Origin of the sequence: Sphingomonas yabuuchiae (genome assembly GCF_001477495.1) — a bacterium.
In the GTDB taxonomy this organism is placed as follows: domain Bacteria; phylum Pseudomonadota; class Alphaproteobacteria; order Sphingomonadales; family Sphingomonadaceae; genus Sphingomonas; species Sphingomonas yabuuchiae_A.
Genome location: NZ_LDTF01000011.1, coordinates 1 through 18,389, shown reverse-complemented (window position 1 = coordinate 18,389; position 18,389 = coordinate 1). Strand labels below are relative to the sequence as shown.

Here is an 18,389-nt window from a genome sequence, read left to right as displayed (position 1 = left end):
GGGTTGCCCCGCCGGCCGCTTCGATCAAACGAGAGACGGTCCTATCAGGACGCGCGCTTGGCCAGTTCCTTGTTGATGCCCAGCGCCGCCAGCGTGCCGATCGCACCCGACAGCAGATAGGCGCCAACCGCCACCAGTCCGAAATGGCTCGACAGCAGCAATGCGGCGAGCGGCGCGAAGCCCGCACCGATCAACCACGCCAGGTCCGACGTGATCGCCGCACCCGTATAACGGCGCAGCGGCGAGAAGCCCGAGTTGATCGCGCCCGACGACTGGCCGAAGCCCAGACCCAGCAACAGGAAGCCCAGCACGATATAGATCGTCTCACCGGTACCGCCCTGATCCAGCAGCGACGGCGCAAAACCCGCAAAGGCAGCGATCGCGGCAGCCGACAGGCCCAGCAGCGTACGGCGACCGACCCGATCGGCGATCTTGCCCGAGGCCAGGATCGCCAGAACGCCGACGATGCTGCCGATGATCTCGATCATCATGAAGTCCTGCGGGCGTTCCTTGTTGAACAGAACGACCCAGGACAGCGGGAAAACCGTGACGATATGGAACATCGCGAAGCTGGCGAGCGGCGCGAACGCGCCCAGGAACACCGTGCGGCCTTCCGTGCTCAACGTCTCTCCGACCGGCGCGGGCTGAAGCTCGCGGGTCTCGAACAGGCGCTGGAACTCGGGGGTCGCGACGATACGCAGGCGGGCGAACAGCGCCACCACGTTGATCGCGAAGGCCACGAAGAACGGGTAGCGCCAGCCCCAGTCGAGGAAGTCCGCGTTGCTCAGCGTGGTCAGGAAGAAGGCGAAGAGGCCGTTGGCGACCAGAAGGCCGAGCGGCGCGCCCAGCTGCGGGATCATCGCGTACCAGCCGCGACGACGCTCCGGCGCGTTCAGCGAAAGCAGCGAGGGCAGGCCGTCCCAAGCACCGCCCAGCGCGAGCCCCTGCATGATGCGGAAGATGCCGAGCAGCACGGCGGCGGACGTACCGATCTGCGCGTAACCGGGCAGGAAGGCGATCGCCATGGTCGAGCCGCCGAGCAGGAACAGCGCGATGGTCAGCTTGACGCCACGGCCGAGGTTGCGGTCGACCGCCATGAAGATGAAGGTACCGATCGGCCGCGCGATGAACGCCAGCGAGAACAGCGCGAACGAATAGATCGTCCCCGTCAGAGCATCCACATAGGGGAAGATCAGCGACGGGAACACCAGCACCGAGGCAATGGCGTACACGAAGAAGTCGAAGAACTCCGACGTACGCCCGATGATGACGCCGATGGCGATATCGCCCGGCGCGACGTGGTGCGGATCGCGGGCATTGACCAGCCGCGCGTCCCGCTCAAGGGGCGTCGAGGTCGATGCGGTTAACTCTGCGCTCATCAGCTGCCAGTCCTGACTTCTTCCAAGTTATTGAAGCGGATCAGTTGCAGCGCAAAAAGACCGCGCATGACCGCCATTCTGCTGCGCCTATGCGCCTTTCCGGGCGATGGGGGGATTGGACAAACTGTCCAATGTGCGCAGGTGCAGCAAAGGCGTAGCGGCCCCTGTCATATGTCTCATTCGTCGAGCCTTGCGCGCCTGCGCCCTCTTCGCTGGGCCGCCTTGCCCCTCCTGGCCATGCTGGGGGGATGCGACGCGGTCGTGCTCAACCCTGCCGGTGACGTCGCCGTGCAGCAACGCGATCTGGTGCTGATCGCGACGGCCCTGATGCTGCTCATCATCATTCCGGTGATGGCGCTGACGGTGCTGTTCGCGTGGCGCTATCGCAAGAGCAATACCGAAGCCGAATATGATCCGGAGTTCGACCACTCCACCATGCTGGAGCTGGTGATCTGGTCGGCTCCGCTGCTCATCATCATCTGCCTGGGCGCGGTGACGTGGACCAGCACCCACCTGCTCGACCCCTATCGCCCGATCGAGCGCACCGCGCCGGGTCAGCCGGTTGCAGCGGGCGTCAAGCCGCTGGAGGTCCAGGTCGTCGCTCTCGACTGGAAGTGGCTGTTCATCTATCCGGAGCAGGGCATCGCGACGGTCAACGAGCTTGCTTTGCCCGTCGACCGGCCCGTCGAGTTCCGCCTGACCGGCACCTCGGTGATGAACGCCTTCTACGTCCCCGCGATGGCGGGCATGATCTACACCATGCCCGGCATGGAGACGAAGCTGCACGCGGTCCTGAACCGCGAGGGAACGTTCAAGGGGCTGTCGTCGCATTATAGTGGCGCGGGCTTCTCGGGCATGAACTTCCCGGTCTATGCACTGCAGTCGAGCGGCTTCGACCAGTGGGTCGAGAAGGTCCGCACGTCGCGGGCCGGGCAGGGCAAGGGCCAGGGTCAGCTGACCCGCGCGGCCTTCCTGACCGTCGAGAAGCCGAGCGAGTATGTCCCCGCGATGTACTATAGCGGCGTCCAGGGCGGCCTGTTCGACCGGGTCGTCAACCGCTGCGTCGCGGACAACACCCCCTGCATGTCGGACGTGATGATGCACGACCGCATGACCGGTGGCGGCGATCCGCACAAGATGAAGGTCGGCGAGGGCAATCCGCCCGTGAACAACACCGGCCCGATGCATGGGGATCGGACCAAGGGTGCGCTCGAAAAGTCACCCGAGGAAATCGAGGTCTCGCCGCACCAGAGCCTGGAGCCCACGCCGTCGAACGGCGCGCAGGATGCCGGTGAGATGAAGAACCGCCGCATGTCCTTCCTTTCCATCCCGCAGACCCCCGGCCCGCAGACCTTTGGTCATGCCGGTGCGGGTCGCGGCTGAGGCACGCCATCATGGAAAACATCATAAAGACCATCTTCGGACGGCTATCGATCGAATCGCTGCCGATCCACGAGCCGATCGTCGTCGGCACCTTCCTGGGTGTCGCGGTCGGCGGCATCGCGGTGCTGGCGCTCATCACCAAGTTCAAGCTGTGGGGCTATCTCTGGAAGGAGTGGTTCACCACCGTCGATCACAAGCGGATCGGGATCATGTACATGATCCTGGGCATCGTGATGCTGCTCCGCGGCTTTGCCGACGCGCTGATGATGCGCGGGCAGCAGGCGATCGCGTTCGGCGATAACCAGGGCTTCCTGAACTCGCACCACTATGATCAGGTGTTCACCGCCCACGGCGTCATCATGATCTTCTTCGTGGCGATGCCGATCATCACCGGCCTGATGAACTATGTCGTGCCGCTCCAGATCGGCGCGCGCGACGTGTCCTTCCCGTATCTCAACAATCTGAGTTTCTGGATGACGGCGGGCGGCGTGGTGCTGGTCATGGCCTCGCTGTTCATCGGCGAGTTCGCGCGGACGGGCTGGCTGGCCTTCCCGCCGCTGTCGGAGCTTGATTTCAGTCCCGATGTCGGTGTCGACTATTATATCTGGGCACTACAGGTGGCCGGTGTCGGCACGACCCTGTCGGGCATCAACCTGATCGCGACCATCATCAAGATGCGCGCGCCGGGCATGACCATGATGAAGCTGCCGGTTTTCTGCTGGACCTCGCTGTGCGCGAACGTCCTGATCGTCGCCAGCTTCCCCGTGCTGACCGCCACGCTCGTCCTGCTGTCGCTCGACCGTTATGTCGGCACCAACTTCTTCACGAACAACCTCGGCGGCAATCCGATGATGTACGTGAACCTGATCTGGATCTGGGGTCACCCCGAGGTGTACATCCTGATCCTGCCGCTGTTCGGCGTGTTCTCGGAAGTCACCTCGACCTTCTCCGGCAAGCGGCTTTTCGGCTATACCTCGATGGTCTACGCCACGATCGTCATCACGATCCTGTCGTACCTGGTGTGGCTGCACCACTTCTTCACCATGGGTTCGGGCGCCAGCGTCAACTCGTTCTTCGGCATCACCACCATGGTGATCTCGATCCCGACGGGCGCGAAGATCTTCAACTGGCTGTTCACCATGTACAAGGGGCGCATCCGGTTCGAGCTGCCGATGATGTGGACCATCGCGTTCATGCTGACCTTTTCGATCGGTGGCATGACCGGCGTTCTGCTGGCCGTTCCGCCCGCCGACTTCGTGCTACACAACTCGCTGTTCCTGATCGCACACTTCCACAACGTGATCATCGGCGGCGTGCTGTTCGGTGCCTTTGCTGCGATCAACTACTGGTGGCCCAAGGCCTTCGGGTTCAAGCTCAACCAGTTCTGGGGCAAGGTGTCGTTCTGGCTGTGGGTCATCGGCTTCTGGGTCGCCTTCACCCCGCTCTACATCATGGGCCTGATGGGCGTGACGCGTCGCCTCCATCACTTCGACGATCCGTCGCTCCAGATTTACTTCGTCGTCGCCCTGCTCGGTGCGTTGATGATCGCGGGCGGTATCGGAGCCTTCCTGGTTCAGATCGGCGTGTCGATCTGGAAGAAGGAAGATCTGCGCGACGTGACGGGCGATCCCTGGGACGGCCGTACGCTGGAATGGGCGACCTCGTCGCCGCCGCCGGACTACAACTTCGCGTTTACGCCTGTCATCCATGAGCTGGATGCCTGGTACGACATGAAGGACAAGAAGGCACAGGCGCCGATCGAGGGTTATCGTCCCATCCACATGCCCAAGAACACGGGCACCGGCGTCATCATCGCTGGTCTGTCGACCGCCTTCGGCTTCGGCATGATCTGGTACATGTGGTGGCTGGCCGCCATCGCGCTGGTCGGTGTCGTCGTCGTCGCCATCTGGCACACGTTCAACTATGACCGCGATTTCTACATCCCCGTGGAGGAAGTCGTGGCTACGGAAAGCGAGCGGCGTCGTCTGCTCGGGCAGGGAGCCTGATCCATGTCGACCGACGTTCTGAGCGCCGATCCGGCCAAGAACCCGACCTATTATCTGGTCGAGGACGAGGATCATCATCATGAATCCGGTGGCTCGACCGCCATCGGCTTCTGGATGTACCTGATGAGCGACTGTCTCATCTTCGCCATCCTGTTCGCCACCTACGGCGTGCTGGGCACCAGCTATGCGGGCGGGCCGACCCCGCGGGAGATTTTCGAGCTTCCGCTGGTCGCGCTCAACACTTCGATGCTGCTGCTGTCGTCGATCACCTATGGCTTTGCCATGATCGCGATGGAGAAGAACCAGAAGTCGAACACGCTGATCTGGCTGGGCATCACCGGCCTGTTCGGTCTCGCCTTCCTGTCGATCGAGCTCTACGAATTCGCCAACCTCATCCATGAGGGCGCGGGTCCGCAGCGTTCGGCCTTCCTGTCGTCCTTCTTCACGCTGGTCGGCACCCACGGTCTGCACGTCACCTTCGGCTCGATCTGGCTGGTCACGCTGATGGTGCAGGTCGGTCGCTTCGGCCTGATCGAGGCGAACAAGCGTCGCCTGATGTGCCTGTCGATGTTCTGGCACTTCCTGGACGTCGTCTGGATCGGCGTCTTCACCTTTGTCTATCTGCTGGGAGTTCTCCGTTGAGCGCTCATCAACCCCATGGTCACGGCGATCACGCCAATCTGGACCATGATCTTCATTCGCACGGCGACACCCATGGCCATGGTTCGCTCAAGGGCTACATGATCGGGTTCGTGCTGTCGGTGATCCTGACGGCCATCCCGTTCTGGGCGGTCATGACCGGCGCGCTGGGCGATACCCAGACGACCGCACTGGTCATCATGGGCCTGGCCTTTGTGCAGATCGTCGTCCACATGATCTACTTCCTCCACATGAACACCAAGTCGGAGGGTGGCTGGACGATGATGGCGTTGGTCTTTACCGCCGTGCTGGTCGTCATCACGCTGAGCGGGTCGATCTGGGTCATGTATCATATGAACACCAACATGATGCCGGACATGGCCGCCCAGCTGGGCGGCGGCATGTAATGGCCAATGCTGGCGTGAGCGGCGAGCGGCGTGGCCGTTCGCCACTGACGCTGGCGATCCTGACCGCGGTCGGCGTTGCGCTGATCGCGGCTTTTCTTTCGCTTGGGCTGTGGCAGTTGCAGCGCCGGGTCTGGAAGCTGGACCTGATCGAAACGGTGGAAGCGAGGCTCAAGGCCCCCCCCGTCGCGGCTCCCTCAAGCGCTGGCGCATCCGACGCCTATACCCGCGTGACGGCCGAGGGCCATTTCCGCAACGATCGCGAAACCTTTGTCCAGGCCGTGACCGAAAGGGGGCCGGGGTTTTGGGTCGTGACGCCGCTGGTCGGCCGTCGCTTCACGGTCCTCGTCAATCGCGGTTTCGTGCCCGCCGAGAAGCGGGCCGATCATAGTCGACCTGATGGCCCCGTTCGTATCACCGGGCTGATCCGCGTCACCGAGCCCGGCGGGGCGTTCCTCCGGTCGAACGATCGGGCTGCCGATCGCTGGTATTCGCGCGATGTCGCCGCGATTTCCGAGGCCAAGCATTTGGGCGCCGTCGCGCCCTATTTCATAGACGCCGACAAGACGCCCAATCCCGGCGGTTATCCGGTCGGCGGGCTGACCGTCGTGGCGTTCCGGAACAGCCATCTTTCCTATGCCCTGACCTGGCTTGCCCTGGCGATCCTGACGGCGGTCGGCATCGTCATCCTCTGGCGGCGGGGCCGCGAGTGACGTCTGGCGATCCGCCCTTCCTGCCCTTTACCGTGCGCCCACGCGAGCCCGACGCGGCTGCGGGCACCGCCAATATGCGGCAGCTTATCCACCTGCGCTGGATGGCGGTGGCGGGGCAGCTGATAACGATCCTGTTCGTCAACCGCGTCATGGGGGTTCAGCTTCCCATTCCGGCGATGATGGGCGTGCTGGTGATGGCGGCCGCGATCAATCTGCTCAGCTATTTCCGGCTGCGCTTCCACCGGATCACCAATACCGAATTGCTCTTCGCGCTGATGTTCGACGTCGGCACGCTGACGCTTCAGCTGTTCCTGGCGGGCGGTGCGACCAATCCGTTCATATCGCTCTATCTGATCCAGGTGGTCCTAGGCGCGGTGCTGCTGGAGACGTGGTCGGCCTGGGCGCTGGCGGGGATTACCGGGCTCTGCTTCGGACTGCTGTCGCTCCATCACCGGCCGCTCGCCTTTCCGCCATGGCTGTTCGGCGACATTGCCGGACTGCATACGCTGGGCAACTGGCTGGGCTTTGCGCTGGTCACGGGGTTGCTGATCCTGTTCGTCACCCGGATCAGCCACAATATGCGTCTCAGCGCCGCCCGGTTGGCGGACCTGCGTCAGCAGGCGTCGGAGGAGGAGCATATCGTCCGTATGGGCCTGCTGGCCTCGGGCGCGGCGCATGAACTCGGCACGCCGCTGGCCAGCCTGTCGGTCATCCTCAGCGACTGGCGGCGCGTGCCCAAGCTGCGCGACGATGCCGAACTGATGGGCGAGATCGCCGAGATGCAGGCCGAGGTTCAGCGGTGCAAGGCGATCGTCACCCGTATTTTGCAATCGGCGGGCGAACCGCGCGGCGAGGCGGCCGAGCTGTCGGAGGTTGGGCGCTTTATCGACGCCATCGTCGATGAATGGCGACAGAGCCATGCCCAAGTCGCGCTCGACTATCAGCGCACCGACGACGATGCCGCCATCGTCTCCGACCCCGCCATCAAGCAGGCGGTCTGGAACGTTCTCGACAACGCCGCCGAAGCTTCACCGCATTGGGTCGGTTTGACCGTGGCGCGCGAGGGCGGGGCGGTGGCGGTGCGCGTCACCGATCGCGGGCCAGGCTTTACCCCGGCAACGTTGTCGCAGGTCGGGCGACCGCAACAATCGACCAAAGGCGAGGGGCATGGCGTCGGCCTGTTCCTGGTGTCCAGCGTGGTGCGCAAGCTGGGCGGCCGGGTCGAGGCGGAGAACCGGATCGAGGGTGGCGCGGCGGTCACGCTCACCCTACCTTTAAGTATGATCGGCGTATCGGATCGGGAGTAGAAATGGACGAAGATCGTTCATTGGTCATCGTCGAGGATGATGAGACCTTCGCAAGAACCCTGCAGCGCTCGTTCGAGCGTCGCGGCTATCGGGTATGGGTGGCCGCCAGTCCCGATGCGCTGCGCGAGGTGTTGAACGCGACCACACCGCGCTATGCGGTGGTCGATCTGAAGCTGGGACAGGCCTCAGGCCTGGCCTGTGTGCAGACGCTGCACGCGCATGATCCCGAGATGTTGATCGTCGTGCTGACCGGTTTCGCCAGCATCGCGACGGCGGTGGAGGCGATCAAGCTGGGGGCGTGCCATTACCTCGCCAAGCCGTCCAACACCGACGATATCGAGGCGGCCTTCCACAAGGCGGGCGGCGACGCGACGACCGCGATCACGGACCGGCCCAGCTCGATCAAGACGCTGGAATGGGAACGGATCAACGAGACGCTGGCCGAGACCAATTTCAACATCTCGGAAACTGCGAGGCGGCTGGGGATGCACCGTCGCACCCTCGCGCGGAAACTGGAGAAGCGACACGTTCCCTGACGCGGCGCTTCCCCTGAGACATTAGCGGCGCTTTTCGGCCGCGATCCAGTCGGCGATCTTCTTTTCCAGCACCGGCATCGGCAGCGCGCCGGTGTCGAGCACCTCCGCGTGGAAGCGGCGGGGATCGAACTTTGTGCCCAGTTCCGCCTTTGCCTGCGCCTTCAGCCGGCTGATCGTCAGCTGGCCGATCTTGTACGCCAATGCCTGGCCCGGAATGGCGATATAACGCTCGACCTCGGCGGTGGCGTCGGTCCGTGCCATGGGCGAGTTGGCGAGCATATAGTCGATCGCCTGATCGCGGGTCCAACTCTTGGCGTGGATGCCGGTGTCGACGACCAGCCGCATCGCGCGCAGCATTTCATCGTTGAGGCCGCCCATCCGCTGATAGGGATCGGTTTCCATGCCCAGTTCCGGCCACAGCGTCTCGGCATAGAGCGCCCAACCTTCGGCATAGGCGGTATTGCCGCCGAAGCGCATGAAGGCGGGCAACGCCGCATTTTCCTGCGCCAGGCTGATCTGGAAATGATGCCCCGGCACCGCCTCATGGAGATAAAGCGTCTCCATTTCCCACATGTATCGTGATGGCAGATCATAGGTGTTGTAATAGAAGACACCCGGCCGCGTCCCGTCCGGCGTGCCGCCCTGATAGGAGCCACCGGCATCGGTCTTTTCCTTGAAGGCCGGGACGGGGCGGATTTCGAGCGGCGTCTTGGGGATCAGCGAGAATTGCTCGCGAATGCGCGCATCGACGCGGCGGCCGATCGCCTCATAGCCTTCACGGAGCTGTGCCGCGCTTTTCGGAGCGAACCGCGGGTCGGTGCGCAGGAAGGTGAAGAACTCCGCCAGGCTGCCCTTGAAGCCGACCGCCTGCTTCTGGACTTCCATCGCCTTCAGGATACGCGCGACCTCGGACAGACCGAGCCGATGGACGTCCTCGGCCTTGAGGGGCAGGGTGGTGTTCTGTTCGATCAGATAGGCATAGAGCTTGTCGCCGTTCGGCATCCCCGACAGGCCGACCGTATCGCGCGCCACCGGCAGATAGGTGTCGGCCAGGAAGGTCCGCATCCGCTGCTCGGCGGGCACGATCACGTCGCGGATCTGCGCGGCATAGGCGGCCTTGAGCCGCGCCTGCTCGGCTGCCGGGACGGTGGCGGGGAAATTCAGGACCGCGCCGTAGAAGGTCGACTTCCCGACCGGCACGGCGAGCAGATTGTCGAACTGGGCGATCATGTTGCGGACGACCAGCTTGGGCTGGACGATGCCGCTTGCCATGCCCTGCCGGAAGCGAGTGATCGCCTGGTCCAGAAGGTGGGCATATTCCACGTTGCGCTTCAGGTTGTTTTCATAGTCGACAACGGTGTTGAACGGCGCCGCGCCCTGGCCCGAGGCGAATTCCGGATAAAAGGTCTGGATGCCGTAGAAATGATCCATGGGCCGCACGATCGTCAGCGCGACGATGGCGGGATCGAAGCCCCTCAGCGTCGTCTCACCCTGCTGCTTGAAGACGTCATAGGCGACCTGATTGGTCGGGGTCAGCTTGGCCCGATCGATCCGGCTCAGCGCCTCCAGATCCTTTTCGGTCGCCGCGCGCTCGGCCGCGATATAGGCGTCGGAAAAGAAATCGCCGATCCGGTCGGCCCGGCGCATGTCGCCGCGAAATATGCCGCTGATCGGATTGCGCGCGAGGCTCGCCTCGTCGCTGTCATGGAAAAGCTGCTTCAGCCGGGCGTCCTCCTTGCCCTCGCCGGGTTGGGGCGCCGCGATGGGGGTGGCCTGCGCCTGCACGACGGCGGGGGCGCCCAGCGAGAGGGCGGCGAGAACGATGGCGAGGGAGGAAGAGCGCAAGCGGATATCCCGGTGAGAGCGATGGAACGATCTTGGTAGAAAGCCCCGTACGCACCCGCAAGCCGTTGCCGCATGCCCTCGTCAAAAGAAGCGCCCCGCGATCACCTTCGGATCGCGGGGCGCCGTTCGCCCGAATATAAGACGGTGAACTCAGGCGGAGGTCTTGTTGGTCGCGGCCTTGGCTGCGGCCGAACCGGCATTGCTCGCGGCCTTGACCACATCGTCGAACAGCGACTTGGCGCGGTCCTTGGCGGCATCCTTGGTCAGACCGGCATCTTCCAGCTCGCGCAGGCCCGTCTCGCGCGCGGCCTGCGTCGCCTGGCGGATCGTCTCACCCAGCTTCTTGCCAAGCGGGGCGAGCAATTCCTTCTCACGCGCCGAACGGGGAATCAGCGCCCCGGCGATCACACCGACGACCAGCCCGCCGACTAGAATGCCGAGCGGATTGGACTCGATGGTGCGAGCGGTCTTGTGCGCCAACTCGCCGGCCTTGTCCTTGGACGTGTGCAGCGCGCTCGCCGCCTTGTCCTTCGCGTCATGATAGGCCTGCGACGCGGTCTCGCGCGTGTGGTCGATCTTCTCGCGGAGGGCGGTCTGCTGATCGTGGGTTTCGGTGGTCATTGCGAACATCCTTCTGGGCCGTGTCGCGAAGGGTATGCCCCCCGCGAACCAAATCAGCGTTTACGCTTGAACAGGCGGGCGATCCGCCGACGATTGAGGAAGAGGCCGACAATGGCCACGCCACCAGCGACGGCGGCAGGGTTGCTCTTGGCGGACTCGAGGCCGCATTTAGCAGCCGTGACGCTTGCCTCGCGAGCCTGCGCAGCAAGGGCCTGCGGCTCCAGTTTCGCCTGGATGCGCGATGCGGTGGTGTTCAGCCGCTCGCGTGCCTCGGCCGCGCGGAGTTCTGCTTCTGCGACGGTCATGCGCCACCTCCGGACAGACGGGACTTGCCCATCATCGCCAAGATGCCAGCGATGATGACGACCGCGCCGACGACTATCAACGTCGCCGCGAAAGGTCCCGTCGCGGGTGCCAGCGCGAAGATCAGGCCGACCAGCAATGCTATCAGCGCCGACAGGCCCAATATCGCTGCGACCCCGAAGAAAATCGCGGCACTGCGATAGCGCCCGATCTTGTCGGTAACGCGGGCCTTCGCCAGATCGATCTCGGCGCTGACGAACGTTCGCCCGTCGTCGACAAGCTGAGACACCAGCGAAGTCAACGTCTCCGGCTCGGGCGATACCGCCGTCCGCAGGGTTTCGACGACGCGGGTCACGCGGAGGCGTCGGCCGACTGGCGGGTTTCGACACCCGACTGGACCACGCGTGCCAGCGCGAAGCCGAGCGCGGCGGCAATGCCGATCGCGACGGCCGGGCTCTTGGTGACGAAGGCGCGGGCGTCGTCGAGCAGTTCTTCGACATCCTTGTCCTTGATCGAACTCGACAGCGAGGTCACGGTGTCGGCGGCCGACCGGGCATATTGGCCATATTGGTTACCCAGCTTTTCGTCGACCTGCCCGGCCGCGTCGTTCAGCAGCTGCGCCACCTGGTCGAGTGCCGAGCCGGCCTTGGCCTTGCCGTCACCGGCCAGTGCCTGGATTTTATCGACGGCCTGCTGCTGGAACTTGCTGGCGCCGTCCTTCACCTGCTGCTTGGCGTCGGCCAGACCGGCCTTGGCCTTCGACGCATCGGCGTCCGATACCAGCGGGGCGTTCGGTGCGGCGACTTCCGGCGCAACCGCGATGTTGGCGCCGAAACCGGGCGTCGCGGTATCGGCGGCGGGGAAGGTGCTGTCGGTGTCAGCCATCGAGATACCCTTTCGTTACGGCCCGGACGAACGGGCGGTTTGCCTCTTAACCCCGGCGATGGAAGCACGGTTCCATGCTTTTACCGCAATTGCCCTTCGCACAGTCACACGATAGAGCCGCGCCGAGACCACTAGGCTGATGTAGGAGCATCGTTACGTGACCGCAATCATCGACATCCACGCGCGTCAAATCCTGGACAGCCGGGGCAATCCCACCGTCGAAGTCGACGTGCTGCTCGAAGACGGCAGCTTCGGCCGTGCCGCGGTTCCGTCGGGCGCATCGACCGGCGCCCATGAAGCCGTCGAGAAGCGCGATGGCGACAAGAGCCGCTGGATGGGCAAGGGCGTCGAAGCCGCGGTCGAAGCGGTCAACGACGAGATCACCGACGCGATCCTGGGCATGGACGCCGAGGACCAGGCCGATCTCGACCGTGCCATGATCGAGCTGGACGGCACCGAGAACAAGGGCCGCCTAGGCGCGAACGCCATCCTGGGCGTTAGCCTGGCGGCGGCCAAGGCCGCCTCCGAAGCGCGTGGCCTGCCGCTCTATAAGTATGTCGGTGGCGTTTCGGCGCATCTGCTGCCGGTGCCGATGATGAACATCATCAATGGCGGCGAACACGCTGATAACCCGATCGATTTCCAGGAATTTATGATCATGCCGGTCGGCGCGGCGAACATCATGGAAGCCGTCCGCTGCGGTTCGGAAATCTTCCACACGCTGAAGAAGGCGCTGCACGAAAAGGGCCTGGCGACCGGCGTGGGCGACGAGGGCGGGTTCGCCCCCAACATCGCCTCGACCACCGAGGCGCTCGACTTCATCATGGCCTCGGTCGAGAAGGCCGGATACAAGCCCGGCGACGACGTGATGATCGCGCTCGACTGCGCCGCGACCGAATTCTTCAAGGACGGCAAGTACAATATCTCGGGCGAGGGCAAGATCCTGTCCAGCCATGAGATGGCCGAATATCTGGCGAACCTGACCCGTCAGTACCCGATCCTGTCGATCGAGGATGGCATGGCCGAGGACGACTGGGAAGGTTGGAAGGCCCTGACCGATCTGATCGGTGACAAGGTGCAGCTGGTCGGCGACGATCTGTTCGTCACCAACCCCAAGCGTTTGAAGAAGGGCATCGAGGGCGGCTACGCCAACTCGCTGCTGGTGAAGGTCAATCAGATCGGCACGCTGACCGAAACGCTGGAGGCCGTGTCGCTGGCGCAGCGTTCGCGCTATACCGCCGTCATGTCGCACCGTTCGGGCGAAACCGAGGACGCGACGATCGCCGATCTGGCGGTCGCCACGAACTGCGGCCAGATCAAGACGGGCTCGCTGGCGCGTTCGGACCGGCTCGCCAAGTACAACCAGCTGATCCGCATCGAGGAAGAGCTGGGTGACTCGGCGCGCTATGCCGGTCGCGATATTCTCATCCGCGCTTGAAATCGGAAGGCGACGGGACGATTATGGTTGCCGTGACCAAGAAACCGTCGCCTTTCATCCGGACCATGCGGCGGGCCGCGCTGCCCGCCCTTGGTCTGACGATCGTTGCCTTCTTCGGCGCCTATGCGGTGCTGGGGCGCAACGGTCTGCTTGCTTACGGCGAGTATCAGCGTCAGCTGGTGAAGCGGGAGCATGACTATGCTGCGCTCGACAAACGGCGGACGGTGTTGAAGAACAGGGTGGCGCTGCTCGATCCGGACCATGCCAATCCGGATATGGTCGATGAAATGGTCCGCAAGGAACTGAACGTCGCCCATCCGGACGAGGTCATCGTCCCCCTGAAGTGAAAAGGGCGGCCCCGCAAGGCCGCCCTTTTCTGTATCACCGACCCAGGAAGGTCAGCAGGTCGCTGGTCAGGCGGTCGCTATGGGTGACGTTCAACCCGTGCGGCGCGCCGTCATATTCGACAAGCTGCGAATGCGCGATCCCGGCCGCTGCGGCCCGTCCTGCCGCGTCGATCGGCACGGTCTGATCGCCGGTTCCATGCACGATCAGCGTCGGCACGCGGAAGGCAGACAGATCCGGGCGGAAGTCGGTCTGGCTGAACGATTCAGCGCAGGCCAGCGTCGGCTTGAGCCCCGCCTGCATCGCCACGCTCGTCGCCCAGTCAAGCACATCGTCGCTGACCGGGCTGCTGATGAAGCCCACGCCGAAGAACTGCTTGAAGAAGGTGTGGCGCAGGAAGTTGGCGCGGTCGTCGCGCAGGCCCTGACCGATCTGGTCGAACACCGATTGATCGGTGCCGTCGGGATTGTCGTCGGTCTTGAGCATGTATGGCACGACCGAGGCGATGAGCCCGGCCGCGACCACGCCCTTGCCATCATGGCGGCTCATATAACGGGCGACTTCACCGCCCCCCATCGAGAAGCCGATGATCGCGGCATCCTGCGCGCCCGTCGCCTCCAGCACATCGGCGAGATCGTCGGAGAGCGTGTCATAGTCGTACCCCGACCACGGCTGGCCCGAGCGTCCAAAACCACGCCGGTCATAGGCGATGGCGCGGAACCCGGCCTCGGCCAGTGCCATCATCTGGGCGTCCCACATGTCCGCCGAGAGCGGCCAGCCATGGAGCAGTACAACGGGGCGACCTTCACCCCAGTCCTTGACGTAAATGTCGGTTCCGTCGCGAGTCTTCACATAAGGCATCGTCTGCTCCTGCGCATATGGCGATAAGGCGGAAGGTGAACGGACCGGTCGTGCGGCCGTTCCGTATCCCCGGCGATTGCAGAGCGGCGAGGTATCCCATGTTTCCATCGACTTGGATGGGGCCGATGAGGAGGGTAATAAAGCGGCTGTCTCGCATTGCCTTCGTTACGTGATGAAGTCACATTCCCGTCATTCGTGATTGAGACGGAGCGTGACGGAATGCGGGGATGGCGTGGACTGCTGGCGGGCACGATGCTGGCCGGGCAGGTTGTGGCGGGGCCTGCGATGGCGCAGACCAGCCCGATGACCGACAATGATCCCTATATCTGGCTGGAGGACAAGGACGGCGCGAAGGCGCTCGCCTGGGTCGAGGCGGAGAATGCCAAGACCCTGCCGCGGCTTCAGAACGATCCACGCTATCAGACCTTCTATTCCGAGGCTCTCGCCATCGCCTCGGCCAAGGATCGTATCCCGATGCCGGGCCAGATCTATGGCCGTATCGTCAATTTCTGGCGCGATGCCGATCATCCGCAGGGGCTTTGGCGCTGGACGACCGAGGCCGATTACGCCTCAGCCAACCCCAAATGGACGACGCTGCTCGACCTCGACGCGCTCAGCAAGGCGGAGGGCAAGAAATGGGTCTGGAAAGGCCTGTCCTGTCTCAGCCCGGAGGATCGGCTGTGCCTGATCGCCCTTTCGGAAGGCGGGGAGGACGCGATCGAGTATCGCGAGTTCGATCTGGAGACCGGCCAGTTCGTGCCGAACGGCTTCCGTCTCGCCACCTCCAAGCAGGGCGCCGCCTGGCTCGACAAGGATACGCTGCTGGTCAGCCGCGACTGGGGGCAGGGGACGCTTACCAAATCGAGCTATCCCTTCGTCGTGAAGATGGTGAAGCGCGGCGCGGCGCTCGATCAGGCGACCGAGATTTTCCGGGGCGCGCCGACCGACGAACTTGGCACCTATGCCAGCGTCCTGACCGACGCGAAGGGTAACCGGGCGGTCGTGATCGAGCGGCGACAGACCTTTTTCGGCGGCAGCAAGCTGTTCTGGACGCCCGGCGGCGGGGCCAAGCCGATCGCCATGCCCGCCCGCGCCTTTCCGTCCGGGATGGTCGATGGCAAAGTGATCTTTCAGACCAGCGACGCCTGGAGCCAGCATCCGGCGGGCTCGGTCGTCTGGGCGCCACTGTCCGAGCTGGAAGCGGGGCAGATCACGCCGCGCGCGCTGTTCACGCCGACCGACCGACAGGCGGTGGAGGGAGTCTCGACCACGAAGGACCGCGTCGTCGTCACCTATATCGACAATGTCCGGGGCCGGGCGAGCGTCTTCGCCCCGACCGGCAATGGCTGGACGGCTACGCCTGTGCAGGTGCCGGACAATATGGCGGTCGATGTGGTCAGCACCAGCGACCGCTCGAATGCCGTCTACCTGTCGACCTCCGGCTTCACGACGCCGACCGTGTTGTCGCGCTTCGACGCCAGCCGTCCGGTCGCACCTGAGGTTCTGAAGACCTTGCCCGCCCGCTTCGATGCCGCGGGCACGACCGTCCATCAATATGAAGCCGTCTCGACCGACGGGACCAGGATCCCCTATTTCGTCGTCCTTCCCAAGGGCGCAAAGCTGGACGGTACGACGCCGACGCTGATGACGGCCTATGGCGGGTTCGAGATTGCCCGACTGCCCAATTATCTCGGTTCCACCGGTAAGATCTGGACCGAGCGTGGCGGGGCATTCGTGCTCGCCAATATCCGGGGTGGCGGCGAGTTCGGCCCGAAATGGCATGATGCGGGCCGCAAGACCAAGCGTCAGATCATCTATGACGATTTCGCGAGCGTGGCGAAAGACCTGTTCACGCGGCGCATCACCAATCCGCAGAAGCTGGGCATCTATGGCGGGTCGAACGGCGGCCTGCTGATGGGCGTCGAACTGACCCAGCATCCGGAGTTGTGGAAGGCGGTGACGATCCAGGTGCCGCTGCTCGACATGGTCCGGTATCAGAAGATCGCGGCGGGCGATTCGTGGAAGGACGAATATGGCTCGATCGACGTGCCGGAAGAGGCCGCGTTCCTGCGCAAGATTTCGCCCTATGCCAATATCCGCAAGGGCGTCGCTTATCCTGAGCCTTACATCTGGACCACGACCAAGGACGACCGGGTCGGGCCGCAGCACGCCCGCAAGTTCGCCGCACGGCTGTCGGAATATGGCATACCCTATCTTTTTTACGAAGACACGGCGGGGGGACACTCCGGCGACGCGGACATTGCGCAAGGTGCGCGGTTGAGCGCTCAGCAGATGGTATATTTCGCGCAAAAGCTGATGGACGCACCGAAGTGATACCGGAGAGGTCGGACGGCTCGTACGTCCGGCCTTTCCATCGCCCCATGCGGCAATTATGCTCTTGCTGCGCCGCGACAGGATCGGCAAATGCACGGGATGACCGATATGACGACGACCGAGCGCCGTCCGGCTGAACCGGCGGCAGGCGCTCCCGCCATCATCTTCGAAGCGATCGTCAAGATGCAGGCGGTATCCGCCATGTACAATCGCGGCGAGGTGGTGCTGGCGCCCCATGTGATCTTCACGCGGCACGACGAGCTGTACGTCGACGCGACGACGATCGAGCGGGACGGCAAGCCGCCGCGCGAGGAAAAGATGGGCACGTTCAAGCTTGCGGGACTCGGCGCGCTGCGCCTCACGCCGCGCCGGTTCGCCGCAAGCGGCCTGTTCGAGCGCGACGCCGAGAAATATCAGGGTGCCGCGCTGATGATGGTCGAGCCGAGCTGATCCTGTATGAACCAGACACCGCGCGTCGGATGAAACGCGGTGCCTGGTATGAGCCTCAGCGGCAGCGGACCTGGTTCTGCTCGATCGAGCGCCCGGCCAGTGCACCGCCAGCCGCCCCGAGCAGCGTCGCGATCGTGCTGCTCCGGCCGCCGACCAGATTGCCCAGCACGCCACCAGCCGCGCCGCCGATGATCAGGCCGGTCGTGCCGTCCGGGCGACGGCAATAATAGCGGCCATCGGTACCCGCATAGACGCGGTCCTGCGGCTGCAGAACCCGCTCGCGATATTGCGACCCGTCGCGATAATCGCCGACCGGATCGTAATAGGGTTCGGCATTGCGGTCATAGCCATCGGCCGGGACCGGAGGTGCGACCCGATAACCGCCGGGGCCGGAAGGCGGCGGGGCGGAACGATAGTCGCCATCGTCATAGCCGCCCCGGCTCCGCTCGGACTGGTAAAGATCCACTTCCTGACGATAGATCTGATATTCCCGATCGAAGCGAGCCTGCGCCGCCCGGAACCGCGCATCCTGAGCGGCGGTCTGCGCCGTCGCCGGAATGGCCGTTGCGGTGACGGCGGTCGTGATCGCCAAGATGGTCAGACGACGAAAGCCCATCGTTCCTATCCCTCCATGCCCCGACAATCGGGGAAGGGGACCGATACGGTTACGAAAGAATATGGTTCCTGAACGGCACGTCGTCGCGTCCCTTGCGCCATAGAAGCGGGTGATCCTCACCCCTTGGTGACGAAGCTGTCCATCACCCGCTTGCGTCCAGCCTGCTCAAAATCAATTTCCAGCTTGTTGCCTTCGATCGCCGCGATCGCGCCATAGCCGAACTTCTGGTGGAACACGCGCTCGCCGACACGCAGATCCTCGCGCCCCTTCTGCCCCAGTCCCACGGAGGGCGACCGCGACTCGACGATCCGGGCGGGGCGGGGT

General features: G+C 64.1%; 20 protein-coding genes. 11 read left to right on the top strand and 9 right to left on the bottom strand.

All coding sequences use genetic code 11. The annotated features are described in order from the left end of the window. Positions 1 to 44: 44 nt before the first annotated feature. Positions 45 to 1,379, bottom strand: coding sequence for an MFS transporter (locus NS355_RS04055; protein WP_058744517.1), 1,335 nt, complete (start codon positions 1,377 to 1,379; stop codon positions 45 to 47). 171 nt (positions 1,380 to 1,550) lie between these two features. Here NS355_RS04055 and cyoA point away from each other — a divergent pair, with 171 nt between their 5' ends. Genes cyoA through NS355_RS04020 form a run of 7 tightly spaced genes read left to right on the top strand, consistent with a single transcriptional unit; the run spans position 1,551 to position 8,367 of the window. After that, entirely contained in the window at positions 1,551 to 2,762 is a 1,212-nt protein-coding gene (gene cyoA, locus NS355_RS04050; RefSeq protein ID WP_084787485.1) for a ubiquinol oxidase subunit II, read from the top strand. An 11-nt stretch (positions 2,763 to 2,773) separates the two neighbouring features. Continuing rightward, positions 2,774 to 4,768, top strand: a complete 1,995-nt coding sequence (cyoB, locus tag NS355_RS04045) for a cytochrome o ubiquinol oxidase subunit I (protein WP_058744515.1) — start codon at positions 2,774 to 2,776, stop codon at positions 4,766 to 4,768. 3 nt (positions 4,769 to 4,771) lie between these two features. Continuing rightward, on the top strand, positions 4,772 to 5,410 hold the full coding sequence (gene cyoC / locus NS355_RS04040; RefSeq protein WP_007403230.1) for a cytochrome o ubiquinol oxidase subunit III: 639 nt from the start codon (positions 4,772 to 4,774) through the stop codon (positions 5,408 to 5,410). Further along, entirely contained in the window at positions 5,407 to 5,814 is a 408-nt protein-coding gene (gene cyoD / locus NS355_RS04035) for a cytochrome o ubiquinol oxidase subunit IV (protein WP_058744514.1), read from the top strand. The genes cyoC and cyoD overlap by 4 nt, the downstream gene beginning before the upstream one ends. Then, a complete protein-coding gene (locus tag NS355_RS04030) occupies positions 5,814 to 6,524 on the top strand; it encodes an SURF1 family protein (RefSeq protein WP_058744513.1) in 711 nt (236 codons plus the stop codon). Before cyoD ends, NS355_RS04030 begins: the two co-directional genes overlap by 1 nt. After that, positions 6,521 to 7,831, top strand: a complete 1,311-nt coding sequence (locus NS355_RS04025; RefSeq protein ID WP_058744512.1) for an ATP-binding protein — start codon at positions 6,521 to 6,523, stop codon at positions 7,829 to 7,831. Before NS355_RS04030 ends, NS355_RS04025 begins: the two co-directional genes overlap by 4 nt. Positions 7,832 to 7,833: 2 nt before the next feature. Then, positions 7,834 to 8,367: a response regulator transcription factor gene (locus tag NS355_RS04020; protein ID WP_058744511.1), complete on the top strand. Its 534-nt coding sequence runs from the start codon at positions 7,834 to 7,836 to the stop codon at positions 8,365 to 8,367. A 21-nt stretch (positions 8,368 to 8,388) separates the two neighbouring features. Here NS355_RS04020 and NS355_RS04015 read toward each other — a convergent pair whose 3' ends face one another. From NS355_RS04015 to NS355_RS03995, 5 genes are all read right to left on the bottom strand, one after another. Further along, on the bottom strand, positions 8,389 to 10,218 hold the full coding sequence (locus NS355_RS04015; RefSeq protein WP_430726993.1) for a DUF885 domain-containing protein: 1,830 nt from the start codon (positions 10,216 to 10,218) through the stop codon (positions 8,389 to 8,391). Positions 10,219 to 10,362: 144 nt separating this feature from the next. Then, the gene (locus NS355_RS04010; RefSeq protein WP_244489547.1) at positions 10,363 to 10,833 is read right to left on the bottom strand and encodes a hypothetical protein; all 471 of its coding nucleotides are present in this window, start codon (positions 10,831 to 10,833) and stop codon (positions 10,363 to 10,365) included. A gap of 53 nt (positions 10,834 to 10,886) precedes the next feature. Continuing rightward, positions 10,887 to 11,138, bottom strand: coding sequence for a hypothetical protein (locus NS355_RS04005; RefSeq protein ID WP_058744508.1), 252 nt, complete (start codon positions 11,136 to 11,138; stop codon positions 10,887 to 10,889). Beyond that, the gene (locus tag NS355_RS04000) at positions 11,135 to 11,491 is read right to left on the bottom strand and encodes a phage holin family protein (RefSeq protein WP_058744507.1); all 357 of its coding nucleotides are present in this window, start codon (positions 11,489 to 11,491) and stop codon (positions 11,135 to 11,137) included. The genes NS355_RS04005 and NS355_RS04000 overlap by 4 nt, the downstream gene beginning before the upstream one ends. Further along, a complete protein-coding gene (locus NS355_RS03995) occupies positions 11,488 to 12,021 on the bottom strand; it encodes a hypothetical protein (protein ID WP_209445013.1) in 534 nt (177 codons plus the stop codon). The genes NS355_RS04000 and NS355_RS03995 overlap by 4 nt, the downstream gene beginning before the upstream one ends. Positions 12,022 to 12,178: 157 nt before the next feature. Here NS355_RS03995 and eno point away from each other — a divergent pair, with 157 nt between their 5' ends. After that, positions 12,179 to 13,459: a phosphopyruvate hydratase gene (gene eno / locus NS355_RS03990; RefSeq protein WP_058744506.1), complete on the top strand. Its 1,281-nt coding sequence runs from the start codon at positions 12,179 to 12,181 to the stop codon at positions 13,457 to 13,459. Positions 13,460 to 13,524: 65 nt separating this feature from the next. Beyond that, a complete protein-coding gene (locus NS355_RS03985; protein ID WP_089413591.1) occupies positions 13,525 to 13,806 on the top strand; it encodes an FtsB family cell division protein in 282 nt (93 codons plus the stop codon). Between the two features lie 34 nt (positions 13,807 to 13,840). Here NS355_RS03985 and NS355_RS03980 read toward each other — a convergent pair whose 3' ends face one another. Next, on the bottom strand, positions 13,841 to 14,665 hold the full coding sequence (locus NS355_RS03980) for an alpha/beta fold hydrolase (protein WP_058744505.1): 825 nt from the start codon (positions 14,663 to 14,665) through the stop codon (positions 13,841 to 13,843). Positions 14,666 to 14,884: 219 nt separating this feature from the next. On the opposite strand from NS355_RS03980, the gene NS355_RS03975 reads away from it, so the two are divergent. After that, the gene (locus NS355_RS03975) at positions 14,885 to 16,999 is read left to right on the top strand and encodes a prolyl oligopeptidase family serine peptidase (protein WP_058744504.1); all 2,115 of its coding nucleotides are present in this window, start codon (positions 14,885 to 14,887) and stop codon (positions 16,997 to 16,999) included. Between the two features lie 90 nt (positions 17,000 to 17,089). Further along, positions 17,090 to 17,449, top strand: a complete 360-nt coding sequence (locus NS355_RS03970; protein ID WP_430726992.1) for a hypothetical protein — start codon at positions 17,090 to 17,092, stop codon at positions 17,447 to 17,449. A 55-nt stretch (positions 17,450 to 17,504) separates the two neighbouring features. On the opposite strand, the gene NS355_RS03965 is transcribed toward NS355_RS03970, so the two are convergent. Both NS355_RS03965 and NS355_RS03960 read right to left on the bottom strand, forming a co-directional pair. After that, positions 17,505 to 18,065, bottom strand: coding sequence for a glycine zipper 2TM domain-containing protein (locus NS355_RS03965; RefSeq protein ID WP_058744503.1), 561 nt, complete (start codon positions 18,063 to 18,065; stop codon positions 17,505 to 17,507). A gap of 116 nt (positions 18,066 to 18,181) precedes the next feature. Beyond that, positions 18,182 to 18,389 (bottom strand): hypothetical protein (locus tag NS355_RS03960; RefSeq protein WP_153008037.1); only part of this gene is annotated, 208 nt, incomplete at its 5' end.